This is a genomic window from Alcanivorax sp., from assembly GCF_002726155.1.
Taxonomy (GTDB): Bacteria; Pseudomonadota; Gammaproteobacteria; order Pseudomonadales; family Alcanivoracaceae; genus Alcanivorax.
In genome coordinates this window covers 1-22,338 of record NZ_PBSH01000016.1, presented here as the reverse complement: position 1 = coordinate 22,338, position 22,338 = coordinate 1, and the positions used below count along the sequence as shown (strand labels likewise).

Here is a 22,338-nt window from a genome sequence, read left to right as displayed (position 1 = left end):
ATCACCCTTCACTCGGAGGAACAGGACGCGTCAGGCAGGCTATTGATCCAGGCCTTCACCAGGGCAACACCTTCCTCATGGATCAGCGCACGGCCAAGGCGTGGCATGCTGTCTTGCGGGTTGGTGGTATCCATACGGAAATGCAGGATCGATTCGTCTGCGTTACCCGGCACCACGTCGTAGGTCATTTCACCCTGGTCATAGGCGATGGGGCCCTTGCAGACGCCGTGCTTTTCTTTCTCGGTGTCATAGTCGCGCCAGAACTCCAGCTGCAAACCGGTGTAGGCCGCGGTGCCTCCCACGCCGTGGCAATGGGCACAGTTCACATCCAGGTAGCCTTTGGCCGCCACCATCAGTTGTTCATCGCTGTAACCACTAATCAAGCCCGCATCCGCATCGTGGTAGCTCGGTACCTTGTCCACCTGGTCCAGAGCCGGCAGACCGCTGAGAATACCCGCTTCGCTCCAGTGACTCAGCTGGTTTTCCGGGCCACTGCCATAGTCCATATCTCCATTGAGATGACGGGCCTTGGGGCCGATGGGAATAAACACATTGGTATCCCCGGTATCATGGCTGTGGCACTGTTTGCACTGCGCCTTGTCGGGCACGGAATAGGTGAAGGATTGCTCGGCACCGTTGTGCACCAGTGTCGCGGGCAACTGTGCCCCCTGAACCCGGTAGATCGCCTCGGTGCCGTCTGCGTTCCACACATAAGGCAGCGCGGTCCAGCCGCCAGCCCGATGAATCAGCAGGCGGGTTTCCAGCAACGTTTCCGTGCTCGTCTCCGGATCATAACCGCGGTAAGCGGTATCCGCCGGCAGGGCGAAAGTCTTGGTAATAACGGTGCCCACCGGGAAGTCGAAAACAGTGTCTTCATTGTAGGTGGCACTCTGTCCGTCCGGCACAAACACAAATCGGTATTTGCTGGTGTAGTCTGAGAACAAAGGCGTATTCAAATCATAGGCTATGCCACCGTGGGCATCCCGGGTGGGGTCACAGCTGCTGGTAAAGAGGTTGTAGTCGGAGAGTTTTTCCAGATTGTCGTTTTCCAGTGCGTCCCAGTTTACGTCCGCGCTGTCACTGATCTGGCAGTTCCTGGCCACCGGATCGCCGCCACCATTACCAGCACCCCCACCGCCACTACTACCGCCACCGCCGCCACAGGCGGTTAGTATTGCGGCGGTGGAAAGCAGAGAAACCTGCATTAATGTTTTCATGTCATGACTCCTGCTTCGGGGCGGCGACAGGCCGCCCCGAAATCAGACAGGTAGAAAAGATAAACAAACGTTAGAGAACAGGGATCGGCTTGCAGTGCTCGCTGGTGGTGTCATCCACGCCACAACCAAACTGCTCACCCTTGAAGGTCAAGGTGGCCGCCGGCAGCGCCGGCTGGCTGCAATCCAGCAGATCTGCACCCACTGCCGGGCTCAGCGTCGGACCGGCCATGGTGGCAGCTGTAGCCGGATCGTAGGGATAGCCGATCAGGATATCGCCGTTGTTCTGGAAACAAACCTTCTCGCCCTCTTCATAAGCGTCGGCCACTGGCAGCAAAGCGCTGCTGTTAGCCAGCTGCTCGCCTAGACCGTCATACAGGATGCCCGGCCACTGCAGTTCCGGAGTCAGTGTGAACAGCGTAATCATGTCCTGAATCAACGCCCCATTCGGTGCGGAACCGGCATTGGTGATGGCGTTATCGTGCACATGGATATTGCGTACAACTGGCAGCCAACCGTCGGCGATGATGGACTGATAGTCAGGACCCGCCGCATTTTCATCGGCGATAAAGAAGCTGGTCACTGCCACTGCCAGGGTATCGTGATCGGCAATTTCGTTATCGAAAATCTCCACATCGTCAGTGGACAGAACGATGACACCGGTGCCAGGCGGTACGATATGAACGCCACCCGGATTGCTGCTGCTATTGGCAAAGTTCTTGGTGTTGTTTTCAGTCACGGTGTTACCGAAGACCCGCACACCAGAACCATAGGTGCCATTACCGATGGGCAGATCGAATACCAGCAAGCCACCGGTATTGAAACGGGCGATATTGTTGTACATGTCCGCGCCGGTGGAGTTCTCGATTTCGATCCCCGCCACGTTGTATTCGGCCACGTTGTTGCGCACAACAATGTTCTGTGACTGCCCCACATAGACACCGGCATCCGCAGAACCGCGCACGTAGCTGTTTTCCACCAACACATTGCTGCTTTCTACCGGATACAGGCCGTAAGCACCGTTACCCTTGTCCGGCTCACCCTGCCATACGGTCGCGGTGTAGTTGATACGCACGCCATCGGCATGCTGGAACTTGATGGCGTTATTCGCCGCTTCCACTACGGCCAGGCCGTAGACTTCCACATCATTGATGTTGGTGATAAACAGACCGTCATCACCCACGGAATTGCTGAAATCCAGGATGGTCTTGTCCATGCCCTGGCCACAAATTGTGATGTCTGCAATGCGTGCGCCACCCAGTTCACCATCCAGGGTCAGGGTATCATTCAGGTCAAAGCGACCTTCCGGGAACGCGATCACATCCCCGTCCTGAGCATCAAGGAAAGCAATCTTGGCGCTGTCAGTAATGTTATTCGCATCCAGCATGATGGCGTCGTCACCACCACAGGCGATTTCCTGCTGCGGCACATCGGCTGGCATATCCTGCGGGAACTGATACCCCACCGGGTTCTCACCACCACCATTAGCACCACCACCGCTACTGCTGCCGCCACCGCCACAGGCGGCCAGTGATACGGCCAGGGCCAGCGGCGCCAGCAACCGAACCGCCGGCACATCTACGAATTTATTCTTATCTGCATTCATTATTATCTCTCTCCCTAACATCAGGACAAAAGCGTGACGTAAGTCACCGTTTTGAGGGTTTTCGCGCCACATATATCGCAAAATGGTGCGTTATTACGCACAGAGCGATGTACTATCGTACGAAGTGGCTACCTTACGAGGGAGAGGAAGAGCAACATATGGCGCCAGACGCCAGCCAAACAAGGAGTGTGTCGCCAAAAACCAATGCCGTTTCAAAACAACGACATAAGAATAAAAGATTAGAGGCAACCCATGTTCAGCAAACACATTTCCATGTTCCGCAGTGACCTGCGTTACTGGCAGCGCCAGGGACTCGATCTGCTGGAACTATTTACCAGCGCCAGTTTGCCGGCATCTCTACTGACCGAGAATGATGAGCGTCTGGACGTGTCCGCGATTCACCGGCTGTTCGAGCAGGCGGAAAGGAAACTTGGCGACCCCGCCATGGGCATTCGCATTGGCCAACAAATTCTCCTCCCCGATATCGCCCCCCTGGGGGATGCCCTGCACTACTACCGCGATGGCTGGCAGGCACTGAAAGTCCTGGAGCAGTACTGGCCATTACTCACAGAAGCCCAGCAAGTGACCATTCACCTGCAGGACGAGTATGTTGCGGTGCGCTGCGTTGCCAATGGTGATGCCCCGCTTCATACCATGCAGACCCATGCCGTACTGAGTGGTTTTTTGCGGCTGGCAGACGTGGCTCTGGGTGTGCAGGCCAGTGAAGACGTCCACGTTCACCTGCAGGAAAACACTGCCCATACCGAGCTATTCAGCGCTTTATTGCAGGCCCCGGTCACTGCGAGTCGCGAGCACGATCAAGTGCTGTTCCCTGCCCGGATTCTCGATACGCTCAACCCCAATCACGATGACGAGCGTTTTCAGCAAGCGTTGATCCACTGCGACAAGACTCTGAATTCCCTGCGCGATCACCACCTGATTGACCTGATTCGTGAACGCCTCCGCCATCAACTGGAGGAAGGCCATTACGACCAGCAGGCTTTGGCCAATAGCCTGAACATGAGCGTGCGCAACCTTCAGCGGCGCCTGAACGCACACCATACCCGGTTCCGGGACCTGCTCGATCAAGTCCGCGCAGAACTAGCCGAGCAACTGGTCCGCTACAGTGAAGCAGGCTTTGCCGAGATCGCTCAGCAGCTGGGTTATGAAGATCCCTCGTCATTCAACAAGGCTTTCAAACGGTGGCTGGGGCTTCCCCCCGGCGAGTACCGGACACGGCATCAGGACTTGCCCCCCACCACATAAGTCACAGTGTGGGAAGCGAAGTCAGGGAACGAGTGAGGAAGGAAGAATCAGAAAGGGGCGGCATGCCAGGTGCCAGGACCGTTACCCACTGGGCAATGTACCGCGCGACCAACGCTCTATTGCCGACGACCTGGGCAACAGGTCGAGTTACTGCACGGACTCCGGCTGCACCAGTACCCAAGGCGGTAGCACCACGGTCCACAAGCCTTTATCTGCCGCGAACCACGCCGCTGCTTGCTCATCGGTCACCTTGTCGACCTGGGCCTTGTCCCGCCACAGTGCAATTTGCGCTGCCTCATCGTCTGAAAACGCCAGCGCGACTTCAATCAAATCCAGTTCCGGCGCCACATAGACCGTCTGGCCACGAGCAAAGAACGGCTGTAGCTCTTTCCAGCTGGCCTTGGCGGTTTCCTGATTGAGTTTGGCTTTGAGGATTTCCCGCTGTTCTACTTGCTCAGACATGACCGACTCCTGCTGTGAAGCGGTACATTATCGTTGTTCTGTTATGGGCAATCAAAGGGGAAAGCAGGAAAGAGGACACCCCGGAAAAAGAAACGCCCGCCATTTGGGGGTGGCGAGCGTAGGCTGTACCGGGCCGAAATCGAACATCCGTGTTCCATCGCGTCCTTGCAAGATCCACTTTAGGGAAACGGCCTAACCGGGGTAAGACGAAAAAAGCGCCAACCTATGTAAGCGTTTCGCCATGGGCAGCATGAGAAACCCGCCCCCCTCTCTCACGGACCGCTTACCATTCGATGGTTCGGCTCGCATCCGGCACGGGCCGGTTCCGGCGATCGAACAACGCAAACCGGGCGCCCCTGTCATCGAAGGACACCACCGAAAAAGCATTGTCGCTAAAGACCTCACCCGGCACGCTGACTTGCCCCAACGGGCGCCCCCAGCCGCTATAGAGCAGCCCCGGCACCCGGATCATCGGCCGATACCAGCGGAACGCAAACAAAGCGGTGGGCCAGAACAGCCCGGAACAGGTCCAGCTGTGTACCTTTTTGCCACCATTCAGCGTCAAACTGGCATACAAGGAAGCATGCACATCACCGCTAAGCACCACCAGTTTCTGGCTCGCACTTTTTGCCATGGCAGCCAGCAGTCGCTGACGCTGATGACGAAAGCCCTCCCAGGCATCTTTGCCACGAAACGGGCGCCGCTGTTCCGGGAACATCACCACGGAAGTCACCAGCACCTTGATTCGCTCGGGGTCGCGGTCCAGCCATTCGACGAACGCCTGCTCCTGCACCTCGCTGATCATCTTGCGCTGCCAGGGCCAGCGGCTCAGCACCCGCTCGGTACGCACATCCATGACAAAGAAGTCCGCGGGACCACGGGAAAAGGTGTACCAGAACTTATCCGGGTCGCGATCCAGATAGGTCCCGGCTTCATTCAATGGCGCCGCCGGGGAATGCGACGCCTGATAAATCTGGTATGCCTTGATCGCTGCCGGATACTTGTTCGTCCATAACTCGGCGTCGGCCTTGGCCGGCCAGTTATTCTCGATTTCATGATCATCCAGGATCATGTAGCTGTTGGTTTCCCTTAGCAATTTGGCCAGGTGCTTCTGGGAAAAACTGGCCCGGTAAAGGGAATCGAAATCGTCGCGCGTGGCCGCCGCGCCAATGCTGTACATGGAATCGGCATAGACCTGATCGCCGCCAAACAGGACAAAATCCGGCTTGTGTTGCTCAGCCTGCACCGACATTTCTGCAAAAATCTTGTCGGCGCGGTCATCCTGGATAATCCCATCAAGCCCAACAAACCGGTAACAACAAGAACCAAACAGGAAGGTTGTCTGATCAGCCGTGGGCTGATCGGTGGAAAAACAGCCGCTCTCAATGGCGTGCCAGTCCAGTGGTGCAGCATCCGCTTCGCTGCGCACCCAACCGGCCTGATACTGGTAGCGAGTGCCCGGCTCAAGCCCGTTGATCACCACCACCCCGGAGCCATCGAAGTTGCCATTAAGGCGAAACTTGCGGGGCTCGGACCAGCTGTCTTCCCCCTGTTTACGCCAGCGAACCCGCCCCCACATAAGCTTGTTGCCCGCGCCCAGTTCCCCTTTCGGCAAGGCTCCGAAAAGGCGCACATGGCTTTTCCCTGACTCACCGGTAATTGGCCCCACCGCAAAGCGGTTCACTATCCCTGTCATCTGTTATTCTCCCCCTGCATTGAGCCCCCCGGCTCACGCTGCTAGCATCGCTGATTAGAGGTGATGTCACCCCGTCTATTCAGGATAAAGACACTTTGTTCAAGGACTCGAAAGCCGCTCTGCTTTTGTTCGTCGCTTTTTTCTCGATTTGCCTGTCTTCCCTGGCTTCAGCCAAAGGACCGGACACCCAAATCATCGGCGAACAGCAGGAACACATGCATCCCTATCAGGGCCTGTACACCTTCTGCACGCCTGCGGATCAGTCGCCTGGCATTAATGCCATTCTTCAGCGCACCGACCTGCCCTGGCAACCATCCGGAGCCAGCACGCCGAATTTAGGCTTTACCACCGATCATTGCTGGTTCCGCTTCTCAGTTCGCAATCTTAATCGACTTCATAGTGACTGGCAGCTGCAAATCGACTACGCCATGCTCGGTGAAGTGGATGTCTACCAGATCGATGCCGGCGGCACGCTGGTCGCCCACTTTCAGGCAGGCATGGACCGGGATTTTTCCGTGCGTCCAGGTACCGCCCCGACTCCCGCGTTCCCGCTGACCTTACCCACAGGCACCGACAACGACATTTTCCTCAAGGTCGCCTCCGCACACAGCATCCAGCTACCGCTGGAATTGCTGTCACAGGAAAGTTACAACGCTTCGACACAAACACAAAGCGTCGTGCAGGGCATTTTCTTCGGCGGCATGCTGGTGATGATTCTCTATAACCTGTCGCTGTTCTTTTCCATTCGCGAAAAAGTCTATTTGTTATATGTGTGCTGGTCCGCCGTGGTCACCCTGTTCATGGCAGTGTTGCACGGCTATGCCCACCGTTATCTGTGGCCGCATTCCACCCTGATCAGCCAGTACATGATTCATTACCTGCTGCCCCTGATTGTGCTGCTTCCGCCACTTTTTACCCTGCACTTTCTGTCGCTACGGGAAAAAGCACCGCGCCTGGCCATGTGGCTGCAAATGCTGGTGGGTATTGGCACCGTACTCTTTCTTGCGGCGCCTTTTACCAGCCGCACTTTCCTGATTCCGATTTCCGTCAGCGCCATTTTGCTAATGGATTTCAGTATCTTCTTCGTCGGTTTGATACGCGCCCGTACCGGCGACCCGGATGCACGCATTTTCACCATTGCCTGGTCCTGCTTTATCGTGGGCGCCGCCGCCATGGCTTTGAATAAATATGGTTTTGTTCCACGCAATTCTCTGACCGAAAACCTCGTACAGATAGGCGTCTTTCTGGAAGTCGTGCTGCTTTCCCTGGCGCTCGCCCGGCGCATCAACCGCTTGAAGGAAGCCCATTCCGATTCCGTGCGTGACCGTGCCATCGCCGAAATGGAAGCGTTCAAGGCGGGGGCCAGAAATCACGCCAAAAGTGAATTCCTGGCCACCATGAGCCATGAAATTCGCACGCCCATGAACGGCATCATGGGCATGACTGATCTGTTGCGCCGCACCAGCATGACCCACCAGCAAGCGCAATATGTAGGCACCATTTATCAGTCTACCCAGTCGTTACTGACCGTCATCAACGACATTCTCGATTACTCGAAGATCGAGTCCGGGAAACTGGAGCTGGATTACCAGCCTATTGCACTGGAAAACATCGTCGATGACTGCGTACGGCTGTTTGCCCTGCGTTCCAGCGAAAAATCCCTGCCGCTGTATATTCATATCGACAGCCGGGTACCGGAACGCATCAAAACCGATCCGATTCGCCTTAAGCAGATCATTACTAACCTGCTCAGCAATGCCTTCAAATTCACCGACCGCGGTCACGTCGCCCTGCACGTGAACCTGAAGCAACCGGTGAATAACAAGGGCATGTGCGTACTGATGATTGAAGTGGTCGACACCGGGATCGGCCTGGATGAAGGCCAGCAGTCGTCCCTGTTCCAGGCTTTCAGCGATCTGTCCGCCAAGGGCAAACACAACGGCGCCGGCCTTGGGCTGGTGATCTGCAAACGGTTGATCGAGCTGCTCGGTGGTGACATCGGCGTCTCCAGCTCTCTGGGCCGTGGGGCCACATTCTGGCTATCCTTGCCGGTGGAAGTGGAAAAAATTCAGAAACAACCGGTGCTGGCAAACCGGACCGCCGCGATCATCTCCAGCACAGCCCCGCAATTGCTGAGCCTCTCGCAGATTCTCAGCCGTTGGGGTGCCAAGACGCTGGAATACCGTGACGTCATAACCGCGCTTGATCCCGCCAGCTCGAGCCAACCCGTGGACTATCTCATCGCGGAACTCCCTGTGCTGGAAGATCCCCACTACGTTGAACGCCTGCGCGCTCACTTCGATAACCCGGCCCTGGTACTGTTGCACCCCACCGGGCAGCCGCTCAGCGACACTCTGCCGGAAGATCTGCTGCTGATAGAAACGCCCTTCTCCTGTCAGGCGCTGAAGCGCAGCCTGCTCACCGGCCCCGACGAGTCACGTGCTCCATCCACCGCAAAAGAACCACTGATCCGGCTGGACCGCGCCAATATGCTCAAGGTGATCGTGGCAGAGGACAATGCCGTCAACCAGCTGGTGATCGACAGCATCCTCAAATCGTTAGGTATCCATGCCACGCTGGTCAGCGACGGAGCGCAGGCTGTAGAGCACGTCCGCAACTATCCGGATTACTGGGATATCATTTTCATGGACTGTGAGATGCCAGTGATGGATGGCTACCAGGCCACCCGGGAAATTCGTGCCCTGGAAAGCGCCCAGGAGACACCGCCGCACTGCTGGATCATCGCCCTGTCGGCCCACGCCACCGGTGACTATGTGCAAAAAGCCCGTGACGCCGGGGTAGATGACTACCTCAGCAAACCGGTCTCCCAGCAGCAGGTCCACGATGCACTCAGGCGTGGCCAGGTAACCTCTGGATAACTCCTTACGTGCTCAGTCTTTCAGGCTGGCTCGCAATCTAGGCGCGTTTTTGAAGGTGTATGTCCATCCATCGAAAAAGCGCAACAACGAGTGCGGGTCAGCCTGGAAGACCCGAAGGGCGCGGCCTGGAGCGCACATCTGTTGCGCCCTGTCTCCAGGAAAGGGAGCCACCCTTACCGTCGAGACAAGACACAACAGCTGTACGCTCCAGGTCACGCTGAGCATGCAAGGAGTTATCCAGAGGTTCCCCAGGTTTCCAGAGACATTACCGGCTAACGGAAACACCTGACGGGTTAAGGAGCTGCGCGCACACCGCCAGCAACTCCCTGACCCGTACCGGTTTACCCAGAAAGGCATCACAACCGGCGTCCAGGCAACGCTGGCGATCCACTGCCAGCACGTTGGCCGTCAGAGCCAGCAGCGGCCCGTCAAACCCCCGGTCGCGCAGGGCCTGCGCAGTTTCATAGCCATCCATCACCGGCATCTGCATATCCAGCACCACTAAATCGTAAGCGCCGCCGGCGTCATTAAAGACCGCACAGGCTTCTCGCCCGTGCTCTGCTTCGGTGACCTGCATGCCCACCTGCTCCAGCACCTTGCGGACAAACAGACGGTTCACTTCGTTGTCCTCCACCAACAACGCCCGCCCCCCCTGCAGCGAAGCCAGCGCTTCCCGGGAAGCTGGCAGGGTATCCGGCCTGTCGCCAGCAGTTTGTGAAACCGTGTCACAGGCACGCATCAGCGGAATATCCAGCACAAAGCAGCTACCCTGATTCAGGGTACTGAAGACCTGGATGTCACCGTCCTGGGCACGGGCCAATTGTCGCGCAATGCTCAACCCCAGACCGGTGCCGGTATAGCGACGGGTATGCGACGCATCAGCCTGGGAGAAGGGCTGGAAGATGCGGCTCAGCTCGCCTTCACTGATACCAATCCCGGTATCTTCCACTGACACATTCAGACGCGACGCCTCTTCATTCCAGTTAACCCCCACATGCACCCGCCCGCGCTCGGTAAACTTCACCGCATTACCAATCAGATTGACCAGTATCTGGCGCAGACGGAACGCATCCCCACTGACCGTTGGCGGCATGTCCGTCAGGTAATTGATACGCAGGTCAATGTCTTTCTCGGTGGCCCGCAACTGCAGACTGTCGAGGATCTCATCGAGCAACACCCGCACAGAGAACAGCCGTTGCTCCGGATGCAATTGGCCCGCCTCGATCCGTGACAGATCCAACACATCGTTAATCAGCGCCAGTAGCGCATCGCCGTTGTGCTGAATGATGGTCAGGTAGCGCCGCTTGTCTGCGGCACTCAGCGAGCCATCGCGCAGCAGTTCGGTGTAACCGAGAATGGCCGTCATTGGCGTGCGGATTTCATGGCTGATATTGGCCAGGAACTGGCTTTTGGTCTGGCTGGCATCCTCTGCCTGCATCCTGGCTTGCGCGAGCTGAGTCTGGGCATGGTGAATACTGTCCACCATGGCGTTGAAGTCTTCCGCCAGTACACCGATTTCGTCGCGGCCCAGCACCGGTACACGCTGATCCAGCGCTCCACCACGGGCAATCGATCGAACGGCGTTATGCACCAGCCTCAAGCGTCCAAAAAGCATGGGCTGAATACGGCAATTGATGACGAACACGGTTATCGAGGTCAGCACCACCATAATCAACGCCACCAACAAGACCGCATAAAGCATGCTCTGGTAACCGTCATGGGGGATCTCGACAATCACCGCCAACGGCGTGCCCCCGAGGAAATCCGGAATGGGAAAACGCCCCTGTAACTGCCCGCCTTCCACCTCGCCCAGACCACGAATTAACTGACCATCACCCTGGGCCTCCTGCACGTACAAGGCATGCCCTACCCGCTCGGACAGGTAACTCAACCAACCACTATCCAGCCACACCCCCAGCAGATAAGCCTGACAGCCATTCTCCACCGCGGTACTGAAAAGCAAAGGCCTTCCCTCTACCTTCACCACCCCCCAAATCGGCATGCAGCCCTGCTCAGTGAAACGCCGCGCCAAGGTCTCGAACACCGGCGAATCCGCTCCCGGCTCCCCGTTATCCCAACGAATGGCATCGTTATCCAGCGCCATCATCAGGTCCAGGTGGCCAACCCCTCCCTGATTCAGCGGAGCCTGTTCAGGCTGCTGGCTCCAGTCCTGTGCCCGTACCCGCAACACCGACAACTGGTCGAGAAAAGCAGCCTCCACCTTGCCCAGCTCACGTTCCGCATTGCGCTCCGCTAGGGTATCCACCAACGACAGGTTTACCCAATACAGAGCCACCGTTGCCAGCGCCACACAGATAGCGGCAGAGACCACCAGTAACCAGCGAATACGAACTCTCAGCGACATTGCCCACCCCCTCACAACTAACCGCAAACCCTAGCAGATCGCCACAACGCCACAACGCCTGTTCACTTCAGCGGTGCCGTTCGCGGTATGGCCGTCAGTACGTGCACAAAATCTGCACCGCAAATGGCAAATAACACAGGATGAAAAACAACGGCAGCACCCGTATCATAGGCCACCCATTTTTTGGAAAACGACGCCGTTCCCATGAGTGACACTCCCCGCAAGATACTGGTCACCAGTGCCCTCCCCTATGCCAATGGGCCCATCCATCTCGGCCATTTGCTGGAATACATCCAGACCGACATCTGGGTTCGCTTCCAGAAGCTCCGTGGCCAGCAATGCACCTATGTCTGCGCTGACGATGCCCACGGCACCGCCATCATGCTCAAGGCCGAGGAAAACGGCGTCACTCCGGAACAGCAGATTGCCCAGGTGAAAGCGGACCATGAGCGGGACTTTGCCGACTTCCAGGTCAATTTCGACAACTACTACAGCACTCACAGCCCCGAAAACCGGGCGTTGTCGGAAATGGTGTTCCAGCGCAACAAGGATGCCGGCTATATCCTGGAAAAGACCATTACCCAGCTGTACGACCCGCAAAAAGGCATGTTCCTGGCAGACCGCTTCGTCAAGGGCACCTGCCCCAAGTGCAAAAGCGAAGACCAGTACGGCGACAACTGCGAAGTCTGCGGCGCGACCTATACGCCGGCGGAACTGATCGATCCCTACTCCTCGGTCAGCGGTGCCACCCCGGTGGAAAAGGAAACCACCCAGCTATTCTTCGACCTGCCCAAGTTCGAACCCCTGCTGCGCGAGTGGACCCGTTCCGGCGCCCTGCAGGAGCAGGTGGCCAACAAGCTGCAGGAATGGATCGAAGACCTGCAGCCCTGGGATATCTCCCGCGAAGCCCCCTACTTCGGCTTCGAGATCCCCGGCTACCCGGGCAAATATTTCTACGTGTGGCTGGATGCCCCCATCGGCTATATGGCCAGCTTCCAGAACTACTGTGACCGCGAAGGCCTGAGCTTCGACGATTACTGGGGCAAGGATTCCACCGCCGAGCTGTATCATTTCATCGGTAAGGACATCATCAACTTCCACGGTCTGTTCTGGCCCGCCATGCTGGACGGCGCCGGGTTGCGCAAACCCACCGCCATCTACAGCCACGGCTTTGTCACCGTGAACGGCGCCAAAATGTCCAAGTCCCGCGGCACCTTCATCAAGGCCCGCACCTATCTGGATCACCTGAGCCCGGAGTACCTGCGCTACTATTTCGCCGCCAAGCTCTCCAGTCGTGTGGATGATTTCGACCTGAATCTGGAAGACTTCGCTCAACGGGTGAATTCGGATCTGGTCGGCAAGCTGGTCAACATCGCCAGCCGCACCGGCAACTTCGTGAAAAAGTTCGGCGGTACGCTCAGTACCGATCTGGACAACATGATGCTGGTGCGCGAAGTACAGGAAGCGGGCCCACGCATTGCGGATTTCTACGAGAAGCGGGAATTCGGCAAGGCCATGCGTGAAATCATGGCACTGGCTGACCACGCCAATGGCTACATCGCCGACAAGGCGCCCTGGAGCCTGGCCAAGGAAGACGGCAAAGAGCAGGAAGTGCTGGCCATCTGCAGCACCGCCATCAACGTCTTCCGCCTGCTGGTGATCTACCTGAAACCGGTTTTGCCGGCTTTGGCCGAGCGTGCTGAAGCTTTCATGCAGGTGGAACCGCTTACCTGGGCAGACGCGGACCAGTTGCTGTTAGGCCATGAAATCGCCAAGTTCAAACCCTTGCTGGGCCGCATTGATATGGCTCAGGTCGAAGCCATGCTAGCCGACTCCAAAGACAGCACGCCGGCCCCCGCTGCCGACAAGGCCAAGAAAGCAGACGCAAAAAAAGCGGACGCAGGCGACGACACCATCAGCATTGATGATTTCCTCAAGGTGAAACTGCGCGTGGCCCGCGTGGCCAAGGCGGCCCATGTGGAAGGCGCCGACAAGCTGCTGCAACTGACACTGGATGTGGGCGAGCTGGGCGAGCGCAATGTTTTCGCCGGCATCAAGTCGCGTTACGCACCGGAAGAACTGGAAGGCAAACTGGTCGTCCTGGTCGCCAATCTGGCGCCGCGCAAGATGAAGTTCGGCGTCTCCGAAGGCATGGTACTGGCCGCTGGCCCCGGCGGGGATGACATTCACATCCTCAGCCCGGATAGCGGCGCCACACCGGGCATGGAAGTGCGCTAATTAGCGACATAAAAAAACCGGCTAGCGCCGGTTTTTTTATGTCTGTTGAAATCAAACCACGGCAGGAATGTCGGGTTACGGCCTGCGGCCTAACACGACCTACGAGTCGTATGCGGGTAGGTCGAATTCACCCAAGGGCACAGAGAGCCTGAAAGGGGTAATCCGACATCCTGCCATTAACATCAATTCAGCGTCGCCAGGTGCTCCCGCAGCGCCGCCTCATCTTCAACCGTAATGCGCCCGTAGCCCAGCGTGATCAGGCCCTGCGCCTCAAACGCCTTGAGCGTCCGGTGCACGCCCTGGCGGGTCATCCCCATCATATTGGCAATATGTTCACGGGTCAGGCGCACCGTCACCGGCCCGCCCTCCGGCTTGCCGCCCCGTTGCATTTGCGACAGAAACAACAAGCGCTGCCCTATCCGCGCCTGGGTACCCCGCAACGCGTCTTCTTCGATCATAGAAATAGCTGACCACAGCCGCTGGCTGATCAGATCCAGCACCACCGGGTAGCTCTGCGGGTAACGTTGCAGCAAGTCGCGGAAAAAGGGACCCGGCACTTCCACCAGCACCGCTGCCTCATGAGCCGTGGCGCCATAGACCCGCCCGGTACCGGGGGAAAACACCGCATCGCCAAACCAGGTACCCCTGTCAAAAATAATCAGCACGGCTTCCTGGCCCTGGGCATTCACCGAACTGATCCGCACCAGGCCCTCGGCAATCACACACAGGTTCGATTGGGGCTCGCCCTTCTCATAAATCGGCTGGTTGGCCTGAAACGAGCGCACCCGAGCGTGCCGCGCAGCTTCATGCAGGGCAACATCGGGAAATCCGGCCAGTAAGGGACAGTGCCGCAGCACCGTGTACGCATCCGTCATGAAGCAATTGTAAACCAGTTGACAGTTTTCCCCCTAACCCCGGGCCTACACTCAAGAGAGTTTAAAAAAGAGTACCTTCATAAGGGTCACTGACCCGCATAAGACCCACAACAAGGGAGAGCGCTACAATGAACAGCCAGGTCACCATTACCCCAGCTACCATCCCCTCCAAGAAAGGCAGCGTCAGCGCCGAAGAATGGCAACTGCGCGTGGATCTCGCCGCCGCCTACCGGCTGATTGCCCTGCACGGCTGGGATGATCTTATTTTTACGCACTTGTCCGCCCGTATCCCCGGTGACGAGCACCATTTCCTGATCAACCCCTACGGGATGATGTTCGACGAAATCACGGCCTCCAGTCTGGTCCGCGTGGATCAGGAAGGTAACAAGCTGGACGACAGCGATTACGACATTAACCCAGCCGGGTTTACCATCCACAGTGCCATCCACGCCGTGCGCGACGATGCGGCCTGTGTCATGCACACCCACACCACCGCCGGTGTGGCCGTGTCGGCCCAGCAGGAAGGCTTGTTGGCACTGTCACAGCAGAGCCTGTTCCCGCTGGCCAGCCTGGCCTATCACGACTACGAAGGTGTGGCCCTGCGCGACGATGAAAAAGCGCGCCTGCAAGCCGATCTGGGCGACGCAAACTTTATGATTCTGCGTAACCATGGCCTTCTCACTGTGGGCAGCACCATCGCTGACACCTTCCTGGGCATGTTCATCTTGCAGCGTGCCTGCGAAATCCAGCTGCAAGCCCTCTCCGGCAACCGCCCGCTGACCCCGATCCCCGCAGGCATCGTCGACACCATCAAACAACAGGCATCGCAGGTAACCAAGGGCATGGGCGGCAACCTGGCGTGGCCCGGCCTGCTGCGCAAGCTGGACCGTAACAATCCCGGCTACGCGGAATAAGGAGTGCACCATGAATGACATGACCGCACCGCGCGCCGAGTTTACGCATATGAAGGATGGCACCGGCGAGGACTGGCAGATCATTGCCAAGTCCTTCGGTGATTTCAGCAAGGGGCTATCTGACCGCATCATGACGCACCTGCGTCTGTTGGAAGGCGACTTCGGCGGCTTCAAGATCGACCGGTTCCAGCATTGTCTGCAAACTGCCACCCTGGCCCACCGTGACGGCAAGGACGACGAATACGTGGTCTGCGCGCTGCTGCACGACATCGGCGACACCCTCGGCACCTTCAATCACGCCGACGTGGCCGCCGTATTGCTGGAACCGTTCGTGAGCGATGCCAACCACTGGATGGTGAAACACCACGCCATCTTCCAGGGCTACTACTTCTTCCATTACCTGGGCATGGATCGCGACATGCGCGAGAACTTCAAGGATCACCCGCACTATCGGCAGACCCTGGAGTTCGTCAGCAAGTATGATTCCCCCGCGTTCGATCCGGAGGGAGAGATCCTGCCGCTGGATTACTTCGAGCCCATGTTGCGTAAGGTCTTCGCCGAGCCGCGTAAATCACTCTACAAAGAGGCGATGACGGAGCAGGAATAACCCGCCTCGTCACCCACACGCCAGTGCCCCTCTCCCGCTATCGGAAGAGGGGCACTGCCAATAATAAACATCAACCGGGCAACCGTTTCCCCTGAAAAAACAAAGCCCTGCCCCGTGTTTCCCCTGTCTGCATCCGCCTCTGTCCATTCAGGCCAAAAACCAGCAAGTTCTCACGATTGTGCTTTCCTGCCATTGTCACCAGCACGCAGTAAACCCAATGTATACACACATTAAATACCGTTTTAGAGGTGAGTGATGGCACAGTCACTGGATGCACTCTGGGAAAAAGTGCGGGCGCAGAAAACCCGCATCCCCTCCCTGTATGGCGATATCGATTTCGATGTCACACCGGAACGTTTTACCGACGACATCCACACCCGCAGTGCCCTGCCCGAAAAGTTTTCCCGCCAATACCGCGGTGGCATTCTGGCCGACAAGGAAAAAGTGGAACGGGCCCGGGCCTACACCCTGCTCGGCGATACCGTTTCCGACGCCTATGCCGCGCTGATGCCGGAATACGGCTTTCGCAATCTGATCACCATGCTCAAGAAAGCCTGCGATGAAGGCCTGGAGGCCGTGGACAATGCGCCCCAGGAGCTGATCGATTTCATCACTGCCATGGAAACCACACCGGACTGGGTAGACATGGAACTGGTGCGTGAAGGGGCTCGCCTCAGCCGCAACCAGATGGTCAACCTGGCCCCCTACGTAATTCGTGGCGCCTTCGTCGCCACCTTCATGAACAAATACTCAGGCCTGCCCATGGCGATTACCGGCACCCTGGCCAATGACTCGGTGAACCAGCGCATCAACGAAACCGCCAGCTTTTTCACCACCGCCACCCTGCCCGGCGCACTGGAACGCTTCGGCCCCGGCTTCAAGGCCGCCGCCATGGTGCGCCTGATGCACTCCATGGTGCGCTTCAACATCATCAAACGCGCCACCACCGACAAAGGCGGCCCCTGGGACCCGGCCGTCTACGGCATCCCCATTCCCCAGGTAGACCAGATGCCCGCCGGCACCATGCCCGCCTACCTCACCGCCTTCAAGGCCCTGCGCAAAGGGCGCAAACACTTCACCGCCAACGAGCGAGCCATTGTCGAGCTGTCACGCTATGAATGCTTCCTGCTGGGCTTACCCGAAGAGCTGCTGCCCGCCGAGGCGCCGGACATTATCGACACCATGCTCACGTACTCAGGCACACTGCGCGAAGGCTATGACGACGAGACCTGCGGCGAGCTCACCCGCGCGACCATGTCGGTCTATCGCCCCAAAGACGAAACGCTGCTCAGCAAAGTGCACAACCGGGTGGAGCGCAGTTTTTCCAAAGTCTTCTTTACTCAGGCGTTCCTGGGCCGCAAGGACAAATCGAAAGCAAAAGAAATGGGCGTGGAACCGCACCTGATAGACTATGCCCTGTTCACCGTAGGCAACCTGTTCGTGCTACCCCGGCTGATCGTCTATCGCACACTGCAAGACATCCCGGTGATCAACAAGGCGGCGGACAAGATATTGGTGAAGAGAATCAAGGCACTACTGGTGGACTATGGCCACGCGGAATACACCACCGACGCCAATCAGTACGCCCCGACAACACAGGAAAGCAAACAGCAAAACGCCGCCTGAAGGCGGCGCTGGTGTCGGGTTACGGCTACGCCTAACCCGACCTACGAAGCACAGTTTTTGTAGGTCGAATTCACCCAAGGGCACAGAGAGCCTGAAAGGCGTAATCCGACAAGTACGCTATACTCCCAAATACTCCGCAATCAGAAACGCATCCCCAATGCCTTCCCGCTTGCCAAAATAACTCACCGGGTCACGCTGCCCGCCCTCAATGGAACCCACCTCACAATCAATGTGGTATCGCTTGGCCAGGTCATTAAACAGATTCACCGAATCTTTAAGCTGGATTTTTTTCTTCACCGGCAAGCTAATACCCAGCACCCAGTCCTCACAATCCTCACTCTCGCAGTCATCCATCAGCGTGGCAGCTTCATTTGTTTCGGCATACGCCTGCAACGCGGCCTGCAGATCAGTCAGGTTCCGCTTGAGCTTCTTTTCCTGCTTTTCATCAAGGCGATCGCAGGCGACCAGAAGGTAGACGAGCATAGGGAGGGTCCGGGTTGGGATTTTGTGGCCACTGTACCACAACAAGGCAGCGATTCATTCGCAGCGACAAGGGGCAGAAACTCCTCATTGCCGCATATTCGTGTAGGTCGAATTAGCCTGAAAGGCGTAATCCGACAACGTTTATTGCCTGCCGAAAGGTCAGGGTAAAACGCAGGGACGCTCAACATCTTGATTCCCGAAAGCCGAAGAGCCAATGGGAAATGGGAGACCTGGCCCTATTGATTCTGGAATATCAGGAGCGCAGCGAGTAATTTTCCCGAGTGCAGTTACTTGTTGGGAGACAACAGCACGGTGCTGGATGGAAATATTTAAGCCGCGCCGAAAATATAACTCCGACTACTCCAGAAGCCTTTCCGGTGCATCCATGACCTCGTGCAAAACACGAACAACGAGCACTTCCGACTCAAGTAGTCGATAAAAAACAACGTGATGCTCGACCTGTAATTTGCGATACCCAGAAAAAACATGGTCGTAGTTCGCGCCAAGCGATGGATGATCAATCAGCCGTTTCATGCCGGCCTCAAGCCGATCCACGTAATTATCCGCCTGATCAACGCCCCATTCTTCACAGGCATACACCCAAATCCCGATAAAATCGGATTCCGCCTTCGGCGTGACGTTCAACGTAAGCACTAATCGGTAGCCTTAATCCGCTTACGGCCAGCCGCCTTGATAGCCGATATATCCAACGGTTTCGGTTCCCCGCTGGACTCACCCTCAGCGAGAGCTTGCCTCAGCATGGCAAGACGTTCTTTGGTCTGCTGGTCCCTTCGGATGAGATCGCGGATATACTCACTATCGTTGCCAAAGTGGCCGCTTTCAATCTGGGCTTTTACCCAGCCGTCTTGCTGTTCGGTCAGCGTGATGGTTTTCCGGTGCATGCTCATGGCTGGTACTCCTAACACGGCAGAGGTATGACATTATCATACCCCTTCCTCGCGCCGAATCAATGCTCATCTTCTTGCCGCCCAACGCCCGGCGCAGCGGGCAAATTGGAGAGAGGAACGAGCGGAAATTTGATCCGCCTGGCGCCGCTTGTTATGCGTCATGACACTCAGAAAGCGCACGAATGAGTTCATTATGCAAACCGCGATGCTCAGCATTTATGAAATAGCCTGCCTTATCCACCGCCCCAATGTCAGTTAACTTACTTAGAAGCATACTCCTATGCTCCGCTCTTTTAGTGGGAGCGCCTAGGATCCTAGCTTTCATTGCAGAATACTCCTCCGACTTCCCTGCTGTTTCATCTTGGAAAGAATCAGATCTGCTAATGTCTGCCTCAGCAACCATTTTCTGGATGCAATCTCGCACGACGATGTACTTTTCTCGATCACGCTCAGGACAAGGAAAGCAAGACTTGTTCTCAACCAACTCACCATCTGAGACCCGAATCAGAGAACCAAGCAATCTAAGAAGCTGCTCCTTATTCATTGCCCACCTCGAAACCTATAGCGCATAACGTTGGCGATGAGCCGCGCTTGACGGCGACTGGCTGGAGCGGAAGCGAAAAGAGGAAGCGGCCAAGCGTCGGCCTCCATCGCCTTTGTTAGGCATCATTGTCCGTACCTTCCCGGGGTTGTCGAGCATAGCTCACCGTCAATGCTTCCCACACGTGGCCGTCAGGCTCGTTCCAGTACACGATTCGCCCGCCATGTTGCGTATTGATCTCCATATCTACTGGACCGTGGGGCGTACTTCTGTATTCGATCCCCCTAGCCCTGATTCTGGCTATGATCCCGTCGAACCACTCCTCGCTTACCCGAAAACAATAGTGTTGGACGGGATAGGAACCGTCAGCTTGGTCGAAATCTAAGGTCAGTCCGTCGTTCACGTAAACAGGAGAAAACGGTCCAACTCCCGACTCCGCCCATGGAACGTCCAGAAGGTAGGCGAGCAACTCGGCCGCCGCCCTTCTATCCCGAACTGGAATTATCGCGTGGTCAAGTTGAACGCTCATTGCCGGTACCCCTTACAAAACCGTTGATGCCTAACGCCCGCCAGCATGCGCGCCTTTGTAGTGGAGGCAAAGCCGCAACGAAAAAGGCGTCGCCGTGCCTGGCATTGTTAGGATTTCTTCCACTGAAACTCAATACCCAAAGTGCTATCAACCTCACCTGGTTTGGCTTGATAGAGGAGCCCGCCGGCCATAATTAGTTTTGATTTAACGTTACTTATATGCAGAAGCAACGTGATAGCATCTACGTGCCGATTGGACTTCGGGATAGCCGTAGCAAGGAAATACATATCCCTAATTCTACCCTGGACAATATACTCATCAATTTCTTCATCACCATCTCTGTGAGAATAGGTTCCCACAATTACGTCGCCTCGTTGCACGAGAGAAAGGGTCATAGACTTGTTTTGATCTTTTAGATTCACCCCTAGAGCCTCGACAACTCCCCACTCCCCATCAATTCTCACACCTCTATATATTTTGTCGGCGTACCAAGGAAGAATTTTTCTTCTGAAAAACTCACTCACTAAGATAAATAGAGCGGTAGCCAAAAGGCTGCTACTTATCCCTATACCTAAGGAAATAATCAAACTGTCCATTTTTTATCCTAACGCTCAGCACAGCCGCCGAAGGTCGGCCTGCTGCTTATTGTTATGTTTCTTTATCTGGAGCCTCATAATAAGAAATATCCATCTTAGAAATTTTCGACCATACCCAGAGAGAAAACGCACAAGGCAGCCATAGCATTGCAGTGAAGAATGCTCCTAGTGCAACAATAATTGGGTAGGACACTAACACAAACTTTGCTAACGATACTTGTTGTGGCACCGCGTTTTCACTCTCACCTTGAGTGTAGTTCACAATGAAATCGCCGCTAAACAGATGAAAAAGAATTACAACTGTATCGATCAATACCCAGGGGAAAAGGGATGTGATCAACATTATCTTTAGCAATGTTATCGACGACAGGCGCTCTACCTTGATAGTTTTCTTCATAGCTTAGCAACCATAACGCCGGCCATCATGCGCTTGTCGCATTCATGGCATTGTTATGAGTTTCCATGACTATCTCCTGGCTGGATATTTCCCGAGCTCACCGGACCACCCCCAAATTTCCTGGAAGCTCTTTTCGGCCCCCGGCTCAAACTCCCATGAAGCATCCACAGAATCACTCCACCAATAACTGGTAGGAGCCACACAATTGATATCTGCGCCACCTTCTGCCATATGCCGAAATAGTCAGAACGCAGCGTACGAAATGATGCTGCGACACTAACCACAAAGTAGATCGATAACAATGTATAAGCCATGCCAAAATTCATAGATCACTTTCGCTTATAACGCCCAAAGCAGCGAGCGCCGTTTTTGGCGTCCGCTGCCTTTGCTTGTTATGCGATTCAGGCAACACTAGCTCGTTCCTTTGACGTAACTAGCCCACCAGTATTGCTAACTAATTTTTGTTTGATTGCTTCAGATGACGTTTCCTTAGCTGCTTCCAACTCCGAAGGAGTGATACCCACTGCCTGCAACAAATCAACTCGACCTGACTTGATGGAAAAGTGGTCGGTAAAATTAACAGGATGAACAAACATGATAGCTTTTATAGACTCAGACAAGGCCAAAGGCACTCGATGACCGTAATCGAGTGGAGGAAAATCGCCCATTTGGCCTGCTGCCAGTAATAAGTTATAAGCCATTAACGTCTGAAGAACCTCAATGGTCCAGCTTTCCTCATTTTCCGTTTCCATTAGAAACTCTACGCCAAGACCAGAGTATTCTTCAGGTTCTTCTGTCTCCCAAGGATTTGACATACCCGAGGTTACATAAGCCCAAGTATTTCTATTGCCTGTTGGCGGACATTTAAAAACACCATGGGTAAGCCAGCGAGGATCGATGCTCTTTGCATTCATTCGATCAAATATTTCATTTGATAGAGGGAATATACCTGGTCCCGTATCACCAAATATTTCTTTGTAGGATTTCTCTTCTCTTTCTTCCCATGATTCTTCAAGGAAACTCATTCTCTCTCCTTCGCATAACGCCTAGCTCACAGGAAAATTGCGAGCTCGCGAGTAAATTTTCCTGTGCAGCTAATTGTTAGGTGACTCCGAAAGCGCCCGCTTCAGCCGAGG

The 22,338-nt window shown here is 55.9% G+C and carries 20 protein-coding genes; 6 read left to right on the top strand and 14 right to left on the bottom strand.

The features are described from left to right. Positions 1 to 8 precede the first annotated feature (8 nt). Positions 9 to 1,217, bottom strand: coding sequence for an SO2930 family diheme c-type cytochrome (locus CL546_RS04635; RefSeq protein WP_290493259.1), 1,209 nt, complete (start codon positions 1,215 to 1,217; stop codon positions 9 to 11). Positions 1,218 to 1,287: 70 nt separating this feature from the next. After that, positions 1,288 to 2,820, bottom strand: a complete 1,533-nt coding sequence (locus CL546_RS04630; RefSeq protein ID WP_290493258.1) for a parallel beta-helix domain-containing protein — start codon at positions 2,818 to 2,820, stop codon at positions 1,288 to 1,290. Positions 2,821 to 3,072: 252 nt separating this feature from the next. Here CL546_RS04630 and CL546_RS04625 point away from each other — a divergent pair, with 252 nt between their 5' ends. Next, a complete protein-coding gene (locus CL546_RS04625) occupies positions 3,073 to 4,086 on the top strand; it encodes an AraC family transcriptional regulator (protein ID WP_290493256.1) in 1,014 nt (337 codons plus the stop codon). A 147-nt stretch (positions 4,087 to 4,233) separates the two neighbouring features. On the opposite strand, the gene CL546_RS04620 is transcribed toward CL546_RS04625, so the two are convergent. Both CL546_RS04620 and CL546_RS04615 read right to left on the bottom strand, forming a co-directional pair. Then, positions 4,234 to 4,548: a DUF2288 domain-containing protein gene (locus tag CL546_RS04620; RefSeq protein ID WP_007148927.1), complete on the bottom strand. Its 315-nt coding sequence runs from the start codon at positions 4,546 to 4,548 to the stop codon at positions 4,234 to 4,236. Between the two features lie 283 nt (positions 4,549 to 4,831). After that, positions 4,832 to 6,244, bottom strand: a complete 1,413-nt coding sequence (locus CL546_RS04615) for an alkaline phosphatase D family protein (RefSeq protein WP_290493255.1) — start codon at positions 6,242 to 6,244, stop codon at positions 4,832 to 4,834. Between the two features lie 95 nt (positions 6,245 to 6,339). Between CL546_RS04615 and CL546_RS04610 the strand changes: the two genes are divergently transcribed. Beyond that, the gene (locus CL546_RS04610) at positions 6,340 to 9,123 is read left to right on the top strand and encodes a hybrid sensor histidine kinase/response regulator (protein WP_290493253.1); all 2,784 of its coding nucleotides are present in this window, start codon (positions 6,340 to 6,342) and stop codon (positions 9,121 to 9,123) included. A 265-nt stretch (positions 9,124 to 9,388) separates the two neighbouring features. Here CL546_RS04610 and CL546_RS04605 read toward each other — a convergent pair whose 3' ends face one another. Next, positions 9,389 to 11,488, bottom strand: a complete 2,100-nt coding sequence (locus tag CL546_RS04605; protein ID WP_290493252.1) for a hybrid sensor histidine kinase/response regulator — start codon at positions 11,486 to 11,488, stop codon at positions 9,389 to 9,391. Positions 11,489 to 11,692: 204 nt separating this feature from the next. On the opposite strand from CL546_RS04605, the gene metG reads away from it, so the two are divergent. After that, positions 11,693 to 13,726, top strand: a complete 2,034-nt coding sequence (gene metG / locus CL546_RS04600) for a methionine--tRNA ligase (RefSeq protein WP_290493251.1) — start codon at positions 11,693 to 11,695, stop codon at positions 13,724 to 13,726. A gap of 182 nt (positions 13,727 to 13,908) precedes the next feature. On the opposite strand, the gene CL546_RS04595 is transcribed toward metG, so the two are convergent. Further along, positions 13,909 to 14,601, bottom strand: coding sequence for a Crp/Fnr family transcriptional regulator (locus tag CL546_RS04595; protein WP_290493249.1), 693 nt, complete (start codon positions 14,599 to 14,601; stop codon positions 13,909 to 13,911). A 128-nt stretch (positions 14,602 to 14,729) separates the two neighbouring features. On the opposite strand from CL546_RS04595, the gene CL546_RS04590 reads away from it, so the two are divergent. The 3 genes from CL546_RS04590 to CL546_RS04580 all read left to right on the top strand — a co-directional run bounded on the left by CL546_RS04590 (position 14,730) and on the right by CL546_RS04580 (position 17,748). After that, complete coding sequence (locus tag CL546_RS04590; RefSeq protein ID WP_290493248.1) at positions 14,730 to 15,515, top strand: class II aldolase/adducin family protein; 786 nt, start codon at positions 14,730 to 14,732, stop codon at positions 15,513 to 15,515. Positions 15,516 to 15,525: 10 nt separating this feature from the next. Next, positions 15,526 to 16,122, top strand: a complete 597-nt coding sequence (locus CL546_RS04585) for an HD domain-containing protein (RefSeq protein ID WP_290493246.1) — start codon at positions 15,526 to 15,528, stop codon at positions 16,120 to 16,122. Positions 16,123 to 16,377: 255 nt separating this feature from the next. After that, the gene (locus CL546_RS04580) at positions 16,378 to 17,748 is read left to right on the top strand and encodes an oxygenase MpaB family protein (RefSeq protein WP_290493244.1); all 1,371 of its coding nucleotides are present in this window, start codon (positions 16,378 to 16,380) and stop codon (positions 17,746 to 17,748) included. Positions 17,749 to 17,865: 117 nt separating this feature from the next. On the opposite strand, the gene CL546_RS04575 is transcribed toward CL546_RS04580, so the two are convergent. From CL546_RS04575 to CL546_RS04540, 8 genes are all read right to left on the bottom strand, one after another. Next, positions 17,866 to 18,231, bottom strand: coding sequence for a hypothetical protein (locus CL546_RS04575; protein WP_290493242.1), 366 nt, complete (start codon positions 18,229 to 18,231; stop codon positions 17,866 to 17,868). A 357-nt stretch (positions 18,232 to 18,588) separates the two neighbouring features. Next, on the bottom strand, positions 18,589 to 18,885 hold the full coding sequence (locus CL546_RS04570; RefSeq protein ID WP_290493241.1) for a type II toxin-antitoxin system RelE/ParE family toxin: 297 nt from the start codon (positions 18,883 to 18,885) through the stop codon (positions 18,589 to 18,591). After that, positions 18,885 to 19,139, bottom strand: a complete 255-nt coding sequence (locus CL546_RS04565) for a type II toxin-antitoxin system ParD family antitoxin (protein WP_290493239.1) — start codon at positions 19,137 to 19,139, stop codon at positions 18,885 to 18,887. Before CL546_RS04565 ends, CL546_RS04570 begins: the two co-directional genes overlap by 1 nt. A gap of 151 nt (positions 19,140 to 19,290) precedes the next feature. After that, complete coding sequence (locus CL546_RS04560; protein WP_290493237.1) at positions 19,291 to 19,683, bottom strand: hypothetical protein; 393 nt, start codon at positions 19,681 to 19,683, stop codon at positions 19,291 to 19,293. A 115-nt stretch (positions 19,684 to 19,798) separates the two neighbouring features. Then, positions 19,799 to 20,209, bottom strand: coding sequence for a VOC family protein (locus CL546_RS04555; protein ID WP_290493236.1), 411 nt, complete (start codon positions 20,207 to 20,209; stop codon positions 19,799 to 19,801). A gap of 107 nt (positions 20,210 to 20,316) precedes the next feature. Continuing rightward, on the bottom strand, positions 20,317 to 20,805 hold the full coding sequence (locus CL546_RS04550) for a hypothetical protein (RefSeq protein ID WP_290493234.1): 489 nt from the start codon (positions 20,803 to 20,805) through the stop codon (positions 20,317 to 20,319). A 52-nt stretch (positions 20,806 to 20,857) separates the two neighbouring features. Beyond that, a complete protein-coding gene (locus CL546_RS04545; protein ID WP_290493232.1) occupies positions 20,858 to 21,202 on the bottom strand; it encodes a hypothetical protein in 345 nt (114 codons plus the stop codon). 401 nt (positions 21,203 to 21,603) lie between these two features. Continuing rightward, the gene (locus tag CL546_RS04540; protein ID WP_290493230.1) at positions 21,604 to 22,227 is read right to left on the bottom strand and encodes a suppressor of fused domain protein; all 624 of its coding nucleotides are present in this window, start codon (positions 22,225 to 22,227) and stop codon (positions 21,604 to 21,606) included. Positions 22,228 to 22,338: the final 111 nt, after the last annotated feature.

Bases quoted from the DNA above. Each gene is read 5' to 3' on its own strand.
- CL546_RS04555 (WP_290493236.1), bottom strand. From the start codon at position 20,209: ATGAGCGTTCAACTTGACCACGCGATAATTCCAGTTCGGGATAGAAGG.
- CL546_RS04575 (WP_290493242.1), bottom strand. From the start codon at position 18,231: ATGCTCGTCTACCTTCTGGTCGCCTGCGATCGCCTTGATGAAAAGCAG.
- CL546_RS04635 (WP_290493259.1), bottom strand. From the start codon at position 1,217: ATGAAAACATTAATGCAGGTTTCTCTGCTTTCCACCGCCGCAATACTA.
- CL546_RS04615 (WP_290493255.1), bottom strand. From the start codon at position 6,244: ATGACAGGGATAGTGAACCGCTTTGCGGTGGGGCCAATTACCGGTGAG.
- CL546_RS04560 (WP_290493237.1), bottom strand. From the start codon at position 19,683: ATGAATAAGGAGCAGCTTCTTAGATTGCTTGGTTCTCTGATTCGGGTC.
- CL546_RS04545 (WP_290493232.1), bottom strand. From the start codon at position 21,202: ATGAAGAAAACTATCAAGGTAGAGCGCCTGTCGTCGATAACATTGCTA.
- CL546_RS04580 (WP_290493244.1), top strand. From the start codon at position 16,378: ATGGCACAGTCACTGGATGCACTCTGGGAAAAAGTGCGGGCGCAGAAA.
- CL546_RS04590 (WP_290493248.1), top strand. From the start codon at position 14,730: ATGAACAGCCAGGTCACCATTACCCCAGCTACCATCCCCTCCAAGAAA.
- CL546_RS04630 (WP_290493258.1), bottom strand. From the start codon at position 2,820: ATGAATGCAGATAAGAATAAATTCGTAGATGTGCCGGCGGTTCGGTTG.
- CL546_RS04595 (WP_290493249.1), bottom strand. From the start codon at position 14,601: ATGACGGATGCGTACACGGTGCTGCGGCACTGTCCCTTACTGGCCGGA.
- metG (WP_290493251.1), top strand. From the start codon at position 11,693: ATGAGTGACACTCCCCGCAAGATACTGGTCACCAGTGCCCTCCCCTAT.
- CL546_RS04550 (WP_290493234.1), bottom strand. From the start codon at position 20,805: ATGGACAGTTTGATTATTTCCTTAGGTATAGGGATAAGTAGCAGCCTT.
- CL546_RS04565 (WP_290493239.1), bottom strand. From the start codon at position 19,139: ATGAGCATGCACCGGAAAACCATCACGCTGACCGAACAGCAAGACGGC.
- CL546_RS04585 (WP_290493246.1), top strand. From the start codon at position 15,526: ATGAATGACATGACCGCACCGCGCGCCGAGTTTACGCATATGAAGGAT.
- CL546_RS04540 (WP_290493230.1), bottom strand. From the start codon at position 22,227: ATGAGTTTCCTTGAAGAATCATGGGAAGAAAGAGAAGAGAAATCCTAC.
- CL546_RS04620 (WP_007148927.1), bottom strand. From the start codon at position 4,548: ATGTCTGAGCAAGTAGAACAGCGGGAAATCCTCAAAGCCAAACTCAAT.
- CL546_RS04605 (WP_290493252.1), bottom strand. From the start codon at position 11,488: ATGTCGCTGAGAGTTCGTATTCGCTGGTTACTGGTGGTCTCTGCCGCT.
- CL546_RS04625 (WP_290493256.1), top strand. From the start codon at position 3,073: ATGTTCAGCAAACACATTTCCATGTTCCGCAGTGACCTGCGTTACTGG.